Source organism: Streptomyces sp. NPDC006487 (genome assembly GCF_042870555.1).
Taxonomy (GTDB): Bacteria; Actinomycetota; Actinomycetes; order Streptomycetales; family Streptomycetaceae; genus Streptomyces.
The window spans coordinates 540,697-556,262 of sequence record NZ_JBIAHN010000002.1; the positions used below are offsets into that span (position 1 = coordinate 540,697).

The window sequence follows — 15,566 nt, forward strand, 5'->3', positions numbered from 1 at the left end:
TCACTCGTATGGCCCACCCGCCCTGCGCGACGCGCCCCGCGCACCGACCCTGGGACGAACCACGGACGTTTCTGGAGGGCCCCGCACTCATGGCACAGGCGCAACAGCCCGCATCGCTCCGTCAGCTCCTCCTCGCCCCCGGGACCCTGCGATTGCTCGTCCTCTCGGCGCTCATCGGCATCCCGGTCTCGCTGTTCGCCTTCGGTTTCGTCAGCCTCGAACACGAGCTCCAGCACTGGGTCTGGCACACCGCACCCGACCTGCTGGGCTACGCCCGCCCCCCGTGGTGGTGGGGCCTGCCGACGCTCACCCTCGCCGGACTGCTCGCCGCGCCGATCATCACGCGGATGGCCGGCGCCGGCGGACACGTCCCCGCCTACGGCTTCGGCGGCCCGCCGACCATGCCCCGCGAGACCCTGAGCGTGGTCCTGGCCGCGCTGGCCTGCCTGCCCCTCGGCGTGATGCTGGGACCCGAGGCACCCCTGATGGCGATGGGCAGCGGCCTCGCCCTGCTCAGCATCCGCGCCGCCAAGCGCGCCGCCGAGCCCGAACTGGCCACGGTGCTGGGCATGGCCGGATCCACCGCCGCCATCAGCACCATCTTCGGCAGTCCGCTGATCCCGGTGGTGATGGTGCTGGAGGGAGCCGCCCTCGTGGCCGGGGGCGCCCGCATCCTCGTGCTGATCCTGCCCGCCCTGGTCGCCAGCGGGGTGGGCGCTTTGGTCTTCACCGGTTTCGGGCACTGGACCGGCCTGGGCATCGGCGCGCTCACCCTCCCCCGGGAACCCGCCGTCGGCCTGCCCGACGCCGGCGACTTCCTGTGGGGCATTCCGATGGCCGCCCTGATCGGCGTCCTGGTCGCCCTGGGCAAGTCCGGGGGCCTGCGCGTGCATGCCTGGACGGGTACCTCCGCGCAGCGGATCGTCCTGTGCGCGGTGGCCGTCGGCCTCTGTGTCACCGGCTACGCGCTGATCACCGGACGCTCCCCCGAGGAGGTGGCCCTGTCCGGCCAGAACACCGTCGGCCTGCTGGCCGCCGAGCCCTCGTCCTGGGCGGTGGGCGCGCTGATCGCCCTCTCGGTCTTCAAGCTGATCGGCTGGAGCATCGCCCTGGGCAGCCTCCGGGGTGGTCCCATCTTCCCGTCCATCATGATCGGGGCGGCGATCGGCATCGCTTTCGGCAGCCTCCCCGGATTCGGCATGGGCCCCGCCCTGGCGGCCGGCATCTGCGCGGCCGGGGTGGCCGGTACCCGGCTCCCGGTGACCGGCGTGGTCCTGGCCGCCGCCCTGCTGGGCAAGGAGGCACCCACCCTGATGCCGCTGCTGGTGCTCTCGGCGGTGACGGCCCTGCTGGCCTCCGCCCTGATCGACCACCAGCGCCCCGCGGACCCGGCCCACCTCCGGCCCGCCCCCGCCGACGCCTGAGCCGGCGGTGCGCTCCCCCGCCCATCGGCCGCCCATCGGCTACGGCAACACCCGCGTTCCCCGCACGGACGGCGGCGGGCTCGTCCGGTGGGCGGGCGGGCTCAGGCGAGGGCCCGTCGCCGGCCCGTCTCGGGCAGCGGGCTCACGGCCAGGACCGGCGCCGCCGGCGAGCCGTGCCGATGTCCGCAGGGATCGAAGACCAGAAGCACCGGCTGCCCGGGACGCTGACGCCACGAGATGCGTTCGGGGGCTTCCTCGCACACCGGGCAGCACGGAAGCGGACCCGGCTGACCCGGCTGACCCGCCGGGCTCGACTCACTCACCGGGCTCAGCCGACGGGCCGGGCTCGGCAGGCCCGACGGGCTCAGCCGCCCGGGCTCGGCCCGGTACTCGGGGGCGGCCGCGAGCTGCGTGGAGTGCGGATCGCTCATGGAGACTCCCTGGTCGTGCGGTTGGACTGATCGCACTGTGCCATGGACCTGCCCCTTTGCGCACGGGTGAATCCTCCAGTGTTCCGGGGATGTTCCGGCAGGTCAGAGGTGTGCACCCCGGGCTCCTCCCGTCCCTCCCCGCGGACTTGGCACTCAGCGCGTCCCTTCCGCGACCTCCACCACGCCCGATTCGTACGCGGCGATGACCGCCTGGGCCCGGTCGCGGACGCCCAGCTTGCCGAAGATGCCGGTGATGTGGTTCTTGACCGTGGAGACGCTGATGTCCAGGTCCGCGGCGATCTCCGTGTTGTCCAGTCCGGTGGCCAGAAGCTGCCAGATCTCCCGCTCCCGGGGGGTGAGTTCGGCCGGAACCTCCGCCGTCCGCCTGACGGGCCGCGCGGGGACCCGTACATACGTGGAGATCAGCCGGGTCAGCAGGCGCGGCGCCACCGCCGCCTCGCCGGTGTGGACGGTGCGGATCGCGGCGGTCAGCTCCTCCGGGGAGACGTCCTTGGGCAGGAACCCGTAGGCTCCGGCCCGCAGGGCGGCGACCACGTACTCGTCCATGTCGAAGGTGCTCAGCGCCAGGACCCGGCACTGCGGCAGCAGCCGGGCCAGTTCCCCGGTGGCTCCGACCCCGTCCAGGACCGGCATCCGGATGTCCATGACGACCACGTCGGGCCGCAGCCGCTCCGCGAGGGCGACCGCCTCGGCCCCGTCCCCGGCCTCGCCGACGACCTCGAACTCCGGCTCGGGGGTCAGGATCAGGGCCAGGCCCCTCCGGACGAGCGGCTGGTCGTCCGCAATGAGCACACGGATCATCCGCGTTCTTCCTCTCCTTCTCCCCCGGGCGCGTCCGGACCAGGTGGGGCCGGGAGGCGCGCCGCCACCCGGAATCCACCGCAGTCCAGGGCGGCCGCCTCCAGGGTGCCGCCCTGCAGGGCGACCCGTTCGCGCATTCCGATCAGACCGTAGCCGGAACCCGATGCCGCCCGCGAAGGCGGCTGCCGGTCCCCCGCACCGTCGTCGCGGACCTCCACCGTCACCTCGTCCGGGAGATACGTCAGCCGTACGTGCGCCCGGGCCCGCTGCCCGGCGTGCTTGCGGGTGTTGGTCAGCGACTCCTGCACGATGCGGAACACCGTCAGGCCGAGGGCCGGCGGCAGCGGGCGGACCGGCCCGTCCACGGTGAATCCGGTCTCCAGGCCGCCGAGCCCGGCCTCGGCGACGATCCGGTCCAGGTCGCCGGTGCCGGGCTGCGGGGCCGGCGGGGTGCGTTCCGGTTCCTCCCCGGCCCGGAGCACGTCGAGCAGCTGGCGCATCTCGCGCAGCGCCATCCGCCCGGACCCCTCCAGGGTGACCAGGGCCTCGCGGGCCACCTCCGGGTCGCGCGCGAGGTTGGCCCGCGCTCCGCCGGCCATCAGCTGCATGGTGGTGATGTGGTGGGCCACGATGTCGTGGAGTTCGCGGGCGATGCGGCGGCGCTCCTCGGCCACGGCCCGTTCGGCGAGCAGGGTGCGCTTGGCCTCGGTCTCCTGCTGCCAGCGGCGCACCAGCTGCGCGGCGGCGACGACGAGGAGGACGGCGACCGTGTTGCCGAGCAGGCCCGTGAACCTGCTGATCCCCCCGTAGCCGCTGCTGCCGAGCACCGTCAGCGGCACGGCCGCCAGGGCGGCCGCCGCCGTGACCGCCGGGCCGCGCACGCGGGCCACGGAGTACAGCGCGACGATGGTTCCCGCGGAGAAGTGCGGGCCCTGTGCCGTGATCAGGTTCAGCGCCACGCCGAGGGCGAGCACGGCGCAGAGCACCGCCACCGGCCGGACCCGCCGCGCCAGCAGGCAGGGTGCGGCCAGGACCACCAGGGCGACGGCGGTCACGGTGAGGGGCCGGCCGGCCTCGGCGGCGGCGAGCGCAAAGCCGGTCAGGTCCACGACGGCGGCTCCGATGGCCACGAGCGCGTCGTTGCGGGTCCAGTTCAGTGCCTGGATCCGGTTCGAGATCCGTGCTCCGTTCAGGGCCCGGGCCCCGTGCAGGATCCGGGCCCCGTTCAGGGCCCGGGCATCCTTCGGACTCAGGTCCGTTCTGATCATCGGCATATTCCATCTTCCCATCGGGTGGTCTCCGGACTGCGGGCCCCGAGGAGGAGTGCCGACCAGGACCAGAGTCCTGGTCGGGGGCCCGCACCGGCCCCTGCTCCCGGGTGCGAGCTCCTCCCGGGACCTGACGTTTCGGGGTGCGCCCGCTGATGAGCTGGTGAGCAGGCCGGGGACCCCCGGCCGCCGCCCCGTTACGGAGGACTCCTTGATCCGCGCCCTGACCGCCTTCGCCACCCGAAGTCCATGGAAGGTCATAGCCCTTTGGGCGGTGCTGGGCATCGCCCTGACGATCCTCGGCCAGGCGCTGGTGTTCCGCGCCACGCAGACGAGCACCGGCGAGTTCCTTCCGGCCTCCTACGATTCGGCGGCCGCGCTGAAGGTCGCCGAGGAGCACTTCGGGGTCAAGCCCGATGCCAACCCGCTGACCATGCTGGTGGCCCGGGCCGACGGTGCGCCGCTGACCGCCGCCGACGAGCGGCGGATCGACTCCGAGGCGGCGAAGCTTACCCGGCAGCGGATCGCCATGCCGAAGCCCGAGGACACCCCGCCCTTCCTGGTGCAGGACCGTTCCCAGGCGCCCCGGATCAGCCCGGCGATGACGGCGCCCGACCGGAGCTTCCGGCTGCTGTCGGTCGAGCTGACCGGCAATCCCATGGATCCCGGGATGCAGGACCTGTACCGGGCCTTCCGGGACCACACCCGGGCCGCCTTCGCGGAGGCGGACCTGCGGACCGGGTTCACCGCCGGGCTCGCGGACACCGTGGACACCGCCGACGCGGAGGAGACCCGGTCGAAGATCGTGGGCGCCGCAATGCTCGCGGTGATCGTACTGCTGCACGTGCTGGTGTTCCGCAGCGTTCTGGCGGCGTTGCTGCCGCTGGTCGCCGTCAGCATCATCGGCGGGGCGGCGGCCGGGGTCGTGGTCGGCACCGCGCTGCTGACCGGGATCGAACTCGACGCGTCCACGCCCCAGTTGATCAGCGTGGTGCTGGTGGGCATCGGCATCGACTACTTCCTCTTCCTGCTCTTCCGCTTCCGCGAGCACCTGCGCAAGCACCCTGAGCAGTCGGGCCGGGCGGCGGCGGCCGAGGTCGCCGGCCGGGTCGGTACGGCGATCACCTGTGCGGCACTGACCATCGTCGCCGCGTTCGCCACGCTCGCGGTGGCCACCTTCGGCCAGTTCCGGGTGCTGGGCCCGGCCATCGCCGTGTCCGTGCTGGTGATGCTGCTCGGCAGCCTGACCCTGATGCCGGCCATTCTCGCGGTCACCGGCCGCAGGATGTTCTGGCCCTCACGGGCGCTGAAGCGCCGGCCGCGCGAGGGCGTGGCCGCCCGGATGGGCGGCCTGGTGGCACGGCGGCCGCTGACCCTGGTGCTGGCCTCGGTGGCCCTGCTGGGGGCACTGGCCGCGGGGATGATCGGGATGCGGATGGACTACGGGCAGAGCAGTGCGGGCGGGGAGCACACGGCTTCGGCGGCGACGGCGGCCGAGATCGCCCGCGCGCTGCCCGCAGGGGTGTCGGATCCGGCCGGCGTGTTCGTGACCGCCACCGACGGGGGCGCGCTGACGGCCGAGCGCCTCGGCGGTCTCTCCCGCGCGCTGGCTTCGGTCGCCGGAGTGGGCCAGGTGGCGCCGGCGGTGCTGAGCGAGGACCGCCGGGCGGCCCGCATCGACGTGTTCCCGACCGCGGATCCGCACGGACAGGAGGCCCGCGACCTGGTTTCCGGCCCGGTCCGGGACGCGGTGGCCGCGCACCGGCCGAAGGGTACCGAGGCACATGTCGGCGGTACCGCGGCGATCTTCTCCGACATCGCGTCCGCCGTGGACAAGGACCTGAAGGTGGTCTTCCCGGTGGCCGCGGCCCTGATCGCGCTGATCCTGTTCCTGCTGCTGCGCAGCCTGCTCGCTCCGGTGGTCCTGATGCTTTCCGTGGGTCTGGGCTTCGCGGCCACGCTGGGTGCCTCGACGCTGGTGTTCCAGCACGCGGCGGGCCGGCCAGGCGTGGACTTCTCGCTGCCGCTGGTGCTGTTCCTGTTCGTGGTCGCGCTGGGCACCGACTACAACATCCTGATCACCGACCGGATCAAGGAGGAGATGGACCGGCCCGGTCCGGCCCGTGCGGCCGTGGCCCGGGCCGTGCGCCACACGGCGCCCGCCATCGCGACCGCGGGCCTGGTGCTGGCGTTGTCCTTCGGGAGCCTGGCCGCGAGTCAGGGCTCCGCGACGCAGCAGATCGGCTTCGCCACGGGCCTCGGGATCCTGCTCTCCGCCTTCGTGCTGTCGCTCGTGCTGGTGCCGGCCCTGGCCTCGCTCCTGGGCTGGTCCCTGTGGTGGCCGATCAGGCAGCGCCCGACGTCCGAGGCCTCGGTGCCGGGCGGCGGCGGGCACCGGGCGCCCGAGCGGATCATGACCGGCTGAGCCGCCGGCCGAACCGTGCGGGGGCCGGTGCGCGAAGCTCCGCAGAACGGGCTTCGCGCACCGGCCCCCGCACACTCGCGTCGGCGCTCAGGCTCAGAGTCAGGCTCAGGCCAGCTTGGCGACCTCGGGGTGCTCGGCCAGCCAGGCGCGGACGGCCTGCTGTTCCTTGCCCTTGCCCGATTCCTGGATCCTGGCCTCCAGACCGGTGAGCTGGGCCTCCGTCAGCTTGAAGGAGCTCAGCCACTGGGCGACCTCCGGCTCGTCGGCGGCGAAGTCCTTGCGGGCGACGTTGTGGATGCCGTCTCCCTTGCCCCAGGCGCCCTGGGGATCCTCGAGCTTCGTCAGCTCGTAGGAGGCGTACGCCCAGTGCGGCGACCAGAGCACGACCGCGACGGGCTCCTTCTTCTCATAGGCCCGCTTGAGCTCGGCGAGCATGCCAGGGGTCGATCCGTCGACGACCTTGTACTCACCGTCGAGCCCGTACTGCGGCAGCACCTTGTCCTTGAGGAGGCCCATCGCGCCCGCGCTGGGCTCGATGCCGATGATCCGGCCCTTGAACTCCCCCGCCTTGCCCTTCAGGTCGGCGAGGGTCTTGACGTCCTTCATGTAGGACGGGACGGCCAGCTCGATCGAGGTCGGTCCGTACCAGGTGCCGAGGTCGTCGAGCTTGTTGCCGTACTTCTTCCAGTACTCGGACTGCGTGGTCGGCAGCCAGGCATCGGTCTGGAAGTCGACCTGCCCCCCGGCGAGCCCGGTGAAGAGCGCGCCGAGTTCCAGCTGCTTGGCCTCGACCTGGTACCCGCGGCGCTCGAGGAGCTCCTTCCAGAGGAAGGTGGAGGCGATGCCCTCGTCCCACGGGATGTAGCCGATGCTGAGCTTGCGGCCCTTGCCGATGTTCTCGACCCCGGCCCCGCCGACGGCGTTGACCTGCGCCTTCCCGGAGTCGCCGAAGATTCCGAGGCCACCCGCGACCAGGGACAGCACCACGGCCGAGGCCACGGCGAAGACGGGCTGCGGGCGGTGGCTCCACACCTTGGCGGTGCCGGTGGCGGCGGAGCGGGCCTTGGCGAGGGCGCGGCGGCCGAGCGGGGAGACCTGGCGGCCCAGGGCCCCGGTCATCCGGTCCAGGTACATGGCGAGGATGACGATGGAGATGCCGGCCTCGAAGCCGAGCCCGATGTCCACGCTTCCGATGGCCCGGTAGACGGCGCCGCCGAGGCCGCCGCCGCCGACCATGCCGGCGATGACCACCATGGACAGGCCGAGCATGATCACCTGGTTGATGCCCGCCATGATGGTGGGCAGCGCCAGCGGGAGCTGGACCCGTACGAGGGTGTCGCGCGGGGTGGTGCCGAAGGCTTCCGCGGCTTCGACGAGTTCGGCGTCGACCTGGCGGATGCCGAGCTCGGTCATCCGGACGCCGGGCGCCAGCGAGAAGATGATGGTGGCGATGATGCCGGGCACCACGCCCACCCCGAAGAAGATGATGCCGGGGATGAGGTAGACCATCGCCGGCATGGTCTGCATGAAGTCCAGGACGGGCTTCAGCGTGGCGCTGACCTTGTCGGAGCGCGAGGCCCAGATGCCCAGCGGGATCGCGAAGACCAGCGTGACCAGGGTGGCGACGAGGACCAGTGCGAGCGTGGACATGGCCTCGGGCCACAGGGCCACGGAGTCGACCAGGGCGAAGCCGGCGAAGGCGAGCAGGGCGGCGAGCAGGCCGCGCAGCCACCAGGCGGCGACGGCGAGGACGCCGGCCAGCAGCAGGGGGTTCGGCGCGGACAGGACGGCTTCGATGCCGTCGTAGAGCCCGGTGACGAGCGCGGCGATGGCGTCGAACAACCAGGACAGGTGGCTCTGGAGGAAGTCGACACCGCTGTCGACCCAGGAACCGAGGTTCAGGCGGGGCATCAGGCAGCCACCTCCGCGCAGTCCAGCGGGGCGCGTCGCTCGTCGCCGATGAAGGCGACGAGGCGGCCCTGCGGGACGGAGCCGACGACGGAGCCGTCCTCGGCGGTGACGGCGACGTCGTGCGGGACCCGGGCGCTGACGGCGCACACGTCGGCGAGCGGGGTGTCTGCGGAGACGGTGGGGCAGCCGCAGTCCGGCCGTCCTCCGGGGTCCCCGGTCATGACGGCGTCGGCCGTCAGCACCCGCGAACGGTCCACGTCCTGGATGAACGAGGCGACGTAGTCGTCGGCGGGGCGGGTGAGGATGTCCTCGGCCGTGCCCTGCTGGACGATGCGGCCGTCGCGCATGACGGCGATGGAGTCGCCGAGCCGCATGGCCTCGTTGAGGTCGTGGGTGATGAACACGATGGTCTTGCCCAGGCTCTTCTGGAGTTCGAGCAGCTGGTCCTGCATGTCGCGGCGGATCAGCGGGTCGAGCGCGCTGAAGGACTCGTCCATCAGCAGCAGGTCCGCGTCGGTGGCCAGGGCGCGGGCCAGGCCCACGCGCTGCTGCATGCCGCCGGAGAGCTCGTCGGGCCAGGACTTCTCCCAACCGCCGAGCCCGCAGAGGGCCAGCGCTTCGGCCGCCCTCCGGTCGCGCTCGGCCCGGGGGACGCCCTGGACCTCGAGGCCGTAGCCGGCGTTCTCCAGCACGTCGCGGTGCGGGAAGAGGGCGAAGTGCTGGAAGACCATGCTGATCTTGGTGGAGCGTACGCGGCGCAGCCCGGCCGGGGAGAGGGCCGTGAGGTCCTCGCCGTCGAAGAGGATGCGCCCCGCGGTGGGCTCCAGCAGGCCGTTGAGCATGCGCAGCAAGGTGGACTTGCCCGAGCCCGACAGACCCATCACGACGAAGATCTGGCCGGGCTCGACGCGGAACGAGGCGTCGATCACCGCCGCCGTCGTTCCCTCGGCGCGCAGCCCGTCGCGGTCGGTCGCGCCGCTTTCGAGCGCGCGGACCGCCTTCGCGACCGCCTCACCGTTGTCGGGTCCTTTACCGAACACCTTGTACACATGCTCGGCTATGAGCGTGGACACATACACCTCAAGGGTCGTACCGGAGACGGCCCACCGGTTGCGTGCGGCCGGCGGGCCGTGGAGCGCGACGGGATCCGCCCGTCACCCGCGATCCGGCCGTCGTCGGCCGGCGGACGGGTCCGCTCCAGCAGCGCTCCTGCCCCTGCTTAACCTCTGCAAACGGTGAAGTGAGTCATGTCACTTACGCTGCGTCGCCACCCGCACCCGCGGCTGCACCCGTGCAACCGGATTCCGCTTGCTGCGGGGAACCGGCTCCGGACCGCTCCGGGTCTGCGAGCATCGAGGCCCGCAGATGCGCGAGCACCCGGGTCAGGAGGCGCGAGACCTGCATCTGCGAGATGCCGAGGGCGGCGCCGATCTGGGCCTGGGTGAGCTCCTCGCCGAAGCGCATCGCCAGCATGCGGCGCTCGCGGTCGCTGAGGCGTTCCAGCAGCGGAGCCAGCGTCTGGATGTCCTCGACGCGCTCCAGCGCCGGCTCCTCGGCCCCCATCGTCTCGGCAAGGCTGTGGCCCTCGGTGCGGCCGTCGGCGTGTTCGGAGCCCGGGGCGTCGAGGGAGCCGCTGGTGTGGCCGTTGGCCGCGACGAGCCCCTCGATGACCTCTTCCTCGGTGAGCGAGAGGTGTGCGGCGAGGTCGGCGACCGTCGGCGGGTGGTCGAGGAGCGCGGTCAGCTCCTCCTTCGCCTTGGCCAGGTCGATGCGCATTTCCTGGAGCCGGCGCGGTACGCGGACCGCCCAACTGGTGTCGCGGAAGTGCCGCTTGATCTCGCCGGTGATGTACGGCATGGCGAGGGAGGCGAACTCCACCTCGCGGGCCGGGTCGAACCGGTCGATGGCCTTGATCAGGCCTATGGTGCCGACCTGGAGGAGGTCCTCGAGGTCACCTCCGTCGCCGCGGCCGCGGAAAGGGCGCATCGCGAACCGGACGAGCGAGATGTTCATCTCGATGAGGGTCTCGCGGACGTACCGGTACTCGGGGGTGCCCTCGTCCAGCTCGTGGAGCCTGCGGAAGAAGTGCCGCGTCAGCTCGCGCGCGTCCGCTGGGGCCACCTCGCGGGGCTCCGCGATCCGGGGCGGGAGCACGGTGCCCGCGGGCTCTCTGCCCCGGGCGGGGTCCGGGGCTCTGCCGGAGGCTGGGCCCGGGGCGGAGCCGGCCGGCCGGCCGGCGCAGGGGCCGGGACGGGTACCGGTGCGGGGCCCGGGAAGGGAGCCGGGAAGGGGCCCGGTCCGGGGACCGGGAAGGGGGCCGGCGGTATGGGAGAACGGGGTGGGCATCGGCACGGGGTCGCTCCTTGGGCTGGTCGGCTTGCGGCGCATGACCTTGATGGGCGTTCACCCTAGCCGGTTCCGGATCCGTTCCCCAGTCCCCTTCCTCCTAGATCAACCAGCCGGATCCGTGCCCCATTTGCGGCGGGGCTCCGTTCCGGTCGCACATCGGCCGTCCGGCCGCGATCCCCTCGGCCGTCCGGTCAATTCCCTGCCTCCGCAGGCCCTGTGGCGTCGGCGGAAGCGGCCCCGGGGGCGGATCCGGAGGCGGATCCCGAGGTGGTGCGCAGCGCCCGGATCAAGGCCTCGATGCCGGCCTCGGCCTTGGAACGCGGACAGCCCGCGTTGAGGCGTACGAAGCCCGCGCCTTCGGGCCCGTAGGCGGTTCCGGGCATGATCGCCACCTTCTCGGTATGAATCAGCTCACGTTGGAGCACCTCGTCGGGAACTGCGAGGGGCCGGAGATCGATCCAGGCGAGGTAGCCCGCCCGGGGCGGATGCCAGTCCAGCTCGGGGAAGGCGTCGGCGAGGCGGTCGCCGACCATGCGCAGGTTGTCCGCCACGTAGGCGTTGAGTGCGTCGAGCCAGGGCCCGCCCTCGCGGTAGGCGGCGATGTGTCCGGCGACGGAGAGGACCGCCGGGGAGGACAGCCCGTCGGCGTCCTTGAGGAGGGTGAGATAGCGCTCGCAGGACTCCGTGTCGCCGAAGATGCCGTAACTGCCGGTCAGTGCGGGGATGTTGAAGGACTTCGAGGCGGAGGTCACGATGGCCCAGCGGCTGCCGGGGCGGCCGTGCAGTGCCCAGGGGCGGTGCGGGGTGTGCGCGAGGTCGGAGTGGATCTCGTCGCTGATCACCGCGACCCCGTGGCGCTCGCACAGCTCGGCCATCCGCTCCAGCTCTGCCCCGCTCCACACGTGGCCGGTGGGATTGTGCGGGGAGCAGAGCAGCAGCACGGTGGTGTCGGGGCGGGCCAACTCCCGCTCCAGACGGTCCCAGTCGTGGAGCGGGACCCCGCGCACGTCCCGGTCTCGCGCGGCGAGGAGGCGGGGGAAGGCGTCGTAGGCCGGGGTGTGGACCACGACCCCGTCGCCGGGCGATGACCACAGGTCCAGGATCCGGCCGACCTGGTAGAGGACGGCGGGGGCGTAGGCGATGCGGTCCTGCTCGACGGGGGTGTCGTAGCGGGTCGCGTACCAGTGCCGGACGGCGGAGAGGAAGTCCTCGTGGCGCCAGCGGGAGTAGCCGAGGACGCCGTGCTCCAGTCGGCCGCGCAGGGCGGCGAGGACCTCGGGAGCGGTCTCGAAGTCCATGTCGGAGATGGTGAAGGGGAGCAGGTCAGGAGCGCCGAAGCGGTCCTCGACGTAGTCCCACTGGGTGCACCAGGTGCCGTGCCGGTCCACCGGTGCGTCGAAGTCGTAGGTGCCCATCGGGTCAGCCGACCGGGGTGAGCTTGGCGATGGCGTCCTTCACGGACTGGACCTGGGGGCCGATGATGACCTGCACGTTGTGGTCGTCGAGCCGGACCACGGCGATGGCTCCGAGCTTCTTCAGCCGGGCGTCGTCCAGCAGCGCGGCGTCGCCGACGGTCATCCTCAGGCGGGTGATGCAGTTGTCGAGTGCGTGGATGTTGGCCGGGCCGCCGAGGGCTCCGAGGATGGCGACCGGGTCGTACTTGCCTGCGACCAGCTCGGCCTTGGGCGCGTCCGCGTCGGCCTCGGCCTCGGTGTCCGCGGCGGCGGCCGCGGGTTCGGTGGGCTCGTCCTCGCGTCCGGGGGTCTTCAGGTCGAACCTGGTGATCGCCCAGCGGAAGAGGAAGTAGTAGACGGCGAACCAGATCGCGGCGATCACCGGGACCAGGTACCACTTGGTGGTCGTGCCCTGGAGGACTCCGAAGACCAGCAGGTCGATGATGTTGCCGTCGGTGTTGCCGATGTACACGCCGATGACGGCGGAGACCAGGAAACCGAGGCCCACCAGGACCGCGTGGATCAGGTACAGCCACGGCGCGATGAACAGGAAGAGGAACTCCAGCGGCTCGGTGACCCCGCCGACCACGCAGGCGACGACGCCGGAGACGAGCAGTGCCTTGATCTCCGGACGCATCGTGCGCTTGGCGCAGTGGTACATGGCGAGCGCGGCGCCCGGCAGACCGCCGAGGTACGCGGCCATCTTGCCCTGGGACAGGAACTGCGTCGCGGTGTGCGCCGCACCGGAGGGGGTGGGGCAGGACAGCTGTGCGTAGAAGAGGTTCAGGGCGCCGCTGACGTTCTCCCCGCAGACCACCCCGGCGCCGCCGGCGTCGGTGAAGCGGAACAGTGCGACCAGGATGTGGTGCAGGCCGATGGGGCGGAGCAGCACCTCGCCCATGCCGAAGAAGAAGGGGCCGAAGACTCCGGCGTGCGCGATGCCCGTGCCGACGGAGGCGATCCAGCTTCCCAGGGTGGGCCAGACGAGCGGGACGAGGAGCCCGACGATACTCATGGCCAGGGCGGCGACGATCGGGACGAAGCGCAGGCCGCCGAAGAAGGCGAGCGCGTCGGGCATCTGCTGGGTGCGGTAGCGCTTGTGCAGCAGGGCCACGATCACACCGACGGCGACCGCGCCGAGCAGTCCGGTGTCGATGGACTTGACGCCCAGCACGTCGGCGATGCCGTAGTGCGCGATTTCGCCCTTGTCCGCGAAGTCCACGCCGCGCGTGGTGAGGAAGAAGTTGACGGCGAGGTTCATCGAGGCGAAGCCGACGAAACCGGAGAAGGCGGCGACGCCCTTGTCCTCACGTGCCAGACCCAGCGGAATCGCCATCGCGAAGAGCACGGGAAGGAACTTGAAGGCCACCAGTCCGGTGTTGGACATCCAGGTGAAGGCCAGCTGGAGGGGTTCGTTGTCCAGGAAGGAGAGGTTCTGCAGGACGGCCGGGCTGGAGAGCGAGGAACCGACGCCGAGCATGATGCCGCAGAAGGCCAGGAGGGCCACGGGCAGCATGAAGGTCTTGCCCAGGCCCTGGAGGAATTCCCAGAGCGCTGCCTTCGTCTTCTTCATGGTGGATCTTTCGTCCGGATTCGGAGGGGGTCGCACATAAAGATTCCGTTCTGTGAATGGGTGGGACTAAGAGGAGAAGGGCCCCAATCCACAGGGCCCGATTCCTCCTGCGGAGGCTCTGGAGCGGAGCCTCCTCGGGCCTCTTGTGCGGAGCTTGTGAACGCAGCACTCTGAGCGGACGACTCAGGGGGGTCTGATTTCATGATCATGCGATCACGCTTATCAATGCGGTACGGAGCCGCAGTTGCACTCGCCTCGGCGCTCGCGCTCGGTGTGGACACCGGGGCCTCGGCCGCGGCCCCGCCGGAGGGCGAGGTCCTGTACGCCGGTGCGCCCGGAGCCGTCGCCGACAGCTACCTCGTCCTGCTGGACCCGGCGCGCGCGGGTTCCCGTACGGACCGGGGCCGGTCCCTCGTCGAGCGGTTCGGCGGCAAGGTGGGCCGGACGTACGACGCGGCGGTCAACGGCTATTCCGTGCGGATGACCGAGCGCCAGGCCCGGCGGCTCGCCGCCGATCCGGCCGTGCAGACGGTCGCACAGAATCGGAAGCTTCGCCTCGACACCACCCAGCCGACCCCGCCGTCCTGGGGCCTGGACCGGATCGACCAGCGCAGGCAGCCGCTGAACAACGCCTACACGTACGCCTCTTCGGCCGGCGTGGGGGTGACCGCGTACGTCATCGACACCGGAGTCAACATCAGTCACAAGGACTTCGGCGGGCGTGCCCGGTACGGCTACGACGCGATCGACGACGACAACGTCGCCGAGGACCTGCACGGACACGGCACGCACGTCGCCGGAACGGTCGCGGGCACCACCTTCGGGGTGGCCAAGCGCGCCAAGGTGGTGGCCGTCCGGGTCCTCGACTGGAACGGGGAGGGCACGACCGAGCAGGTGGTCGCCGGCATCGACTGGGTGACCCGGCACGCGGTGAAGCCGGCCGTGGCGAACATGAGCCTGGGCGGTGACCCCGACAGCGTCCTGGACGCGGCCGTGCGGGGCTCCATCGCCTCCGGCATCACCTACGCGGTGGCCGCGGGCAACCAGGACAAGGACGCCTCGACCCACTCGCCGGCCCGGGTCTCCCAGGCGATCACCGTCGGGGCGGTGGGTACCCACGACGCGCGGTCCTCGTACTCCAACTACGGTTCGGGGGTGGATCTGTTCGCCCCCGGCGACAACATCACCTCGGCCGTGTACTGGGACGACGAGTGGAGCACCTCGATGTCGGGGACCTCGATGGCCTCCCCGCACGTCGCGGGAGCGGCGGCGGTCTACCTCTCCCTCAACCGCACCGCCACCCCGGCCCAGGTGGCGAGCTACCTGAAGTCCAAGGCCACCACCGGGGCGGTGCTCGACCGCGGTCCCGGCTCCCCGGACCGCACCCTCTACCTGGGCAGCGTGGCGAACCGAGTGGTCACCAAACGGGTGTCCAACACCAAGGACTACGCGGTCGGGGACCTGAAGACCATCAGGTCCCCGATCACGGTCAGCGGGGTCGAGGGCAAGGCCCCCTCCAAGCTGGACGTGGAGGTGGCTGTCAAGCACCCGGACTCCGGGACCCTGCGGATCGACCTCATCGCACCCGACGGGACGGTGTACCCGGTCAAGGACGAGTACACCGACTGGGGGGAGAGCGACCTCGTCGCTCTGTACACGGTCAATGCCTCCTCGGAGACGGCGAACGGAGTGTGGCGCCTGCGCGTGTTCGACGCCTTCGCCGGGAACACCGGGTACCTGGACTGGTGGGCGCTGCGGTTCTGAAGGGCAGGTTCCGAACGGCAGGTTCCGAACGGCAGGACGGCGGGGGGGGGGGGGGGGGGGGGGGGGGGGGGCGGGGGCCCGGGGGGCGGGGGGGGGGGGGGGGGGGGGGGGGGGGGGGGGGGGGGGGGGGGGGGGGGGGGGGGTT

11 protein-coding genes are annotated in these 15,566 nt (G+C 71.8%); 3 read left to right on the top strand and 8 right to left on the bottom strand.

From position 1 onward, the window contains the following. Positions 1-89: 89 nt before the first annotated feature. Positions 90-1,424, top strand: a complete 1,335-nt coding sequence (locus tag ACFYM0_RS05215) for a chloride channel protein (RefSeq protein ID WP_388496685.1) — start codon at positions 90-92, stop codon at positions 1,422-1,424. A 101-nt stretch (positions 1,425-1,525) separates the two neighbouring features. On the opposite strand, the gene ACFYM0_RS05220 is transcribed toward ACFYM0_RS05215, so the two are convergent. The 3 genes from ACFYM0_RS05220 to ACFYM0_RS05230 all read right to left on the bottom strand — a co-directional run bounded on the left by ACFYM0_RS05220 (position 1,526) and on the right by ACFYM0_RS05230 (position 3,945). Further along, positions 1,526-1,855, bottom strand: a complete 330-nt coding sequence (locus tag ACFYM0_RS05220) for a hypothetical protein (RefSeq protein ID WP_388496688.1) — start codon at positions 1,853-1,855, stop codon at positions 1,526-1,528. Positions 1,856-2,008: 153 nt separating this feature from the next. Beyond that, on the bottom strand, positions 2,009-2,677 hold the full coding sequence (locus tag ACFYM0_RS05225) for a response regulator (protein WP_388496690.1): 669 nt from the start codon (positions 2,675-2,677) through the stop codon (positions 2,009-2,011). Further along, positions 2,674-3,945, bottom strand: a complete 1,272-nt coding sequence (locus tag ACFYM0_RS05230) for a sensor histidine kinase (RefSeq protein ID WP_388496693.1) — start codon at positions 3,943-3,945, stop codon at positions 2,674-2,676. Before ACFYM0_RS05230 ends, ACFYM0_RS05225 begins: the two co-directional genes overlap by 4 nt. Positions 3,946-4,156: 211 nt before the next feature. On the opposite strand from ACFYM0_RS05230, the gene ACFYM0_RS05235 reads away from it, so the two are divergent. Next, the gene (locus tag ACFYM0_RS05235; RefSeq protein WP_388496695.1) at positions 4,157-6,370 is read left to right on the top strand and encodes an MMPL family transporter; all 2,214 of its coding nucleotides are present in this window, start codon (positions 4,157-4,159) and stop codon (positions 6,368-6,370) included. A 105-nt stretch (positions 6,371-6,475) separates the two neighbouring features. Here the strand turns inward: ACFYM0_RS05235 and ACFYM0_RS05240 are convergent, their stop codons facing one another. From ACFYM0_RS05240 to malX, 5 genes are all read right to left on the bottom strand, one after another. Then, entirely contained in the window at positions 6,476-8,281 is a 1,806-nt protein-coding gene (locus ACFYM0_RS05240) for an ABC transporter permease/substrate binding protein (protein ID WP_388496698.1), read from the bottom strand. Next, positions 8,281-9,354 carry a glycine betaine/L-proline ABC transporter ATP-binding protein gene (locus ACFYM0_RS05245; protein ID WP_388496700.1) on the bottom strand — a complete coding sequence of 358 codons (1,074 nt, stop codon included), beginning with the start codon at positions 9,352-9,354 and terminating at the stop codon, positions 8,281-8,283. The genes ACFYM0_RS05240 and ACFYM0_RS05245 overlap by 1 nt, the downstream gene beginning before the upstream one ends. A 181-nt stretch (positions 9,355-9,535) precedes the next feature. Further along, positions 9,536-10,402, bottom strand: a complete 867-nt coding sequence (locus ACFYM0_RS05250) for a SigB/SigF/SigG family RNA polymerase sigma factor (RefSeq protein ID WP_388496703.1) — start codon at positions 10,400-10,402, stop codon at positions 9,536-9,538. A 419-nt stretch (positions 10,403-10,821) separates the two neighbouring features. Next, positions 10,822-12,045, bottom strand: coding sequence for a MalY/PatB family protein (locus ACFYM0_RS05255; RefSeq protein WP_388496706.1), 1,224 nt, complete (start codon positions 12,043-12,045; stop codon positions 10,822-10,824). A gap of 4 nt (positions 12,046-12,049) precedes the next feature. Then, positions 12,050-13,657 (bottom strand): maltose/glucose-specific PTS transporter subunit IIBC, encoded by a 1,608-nt coding sequence (gene malX, locus ACFYM0_RS05260; protein WP_388496709.1) that lies wholly within the window; start codon positions 13,655-13,657, stop codon positions 12,050-12,052. Between the two features lie 225 nt (positions 13,658-13,882). On the opposite strand from malX, the gene ACFYM0_RS05265 reads away from it, so the two are divergent. Beyond that, positions 13,883-15,421 carry a S8 family serine peptidase gene (locus ACFYM0_RS05265; protein ID WP_388496712.1) on the top strand — a complete coding sequence of 513 codons (1,539 nt, stop codon included), beginning with the start codon at positions 13,883-13,885 and terminating at the stop codon, positions 15,419-15,421. Positions 15,422-15,566: the final 145 nt, after the last annotated feature.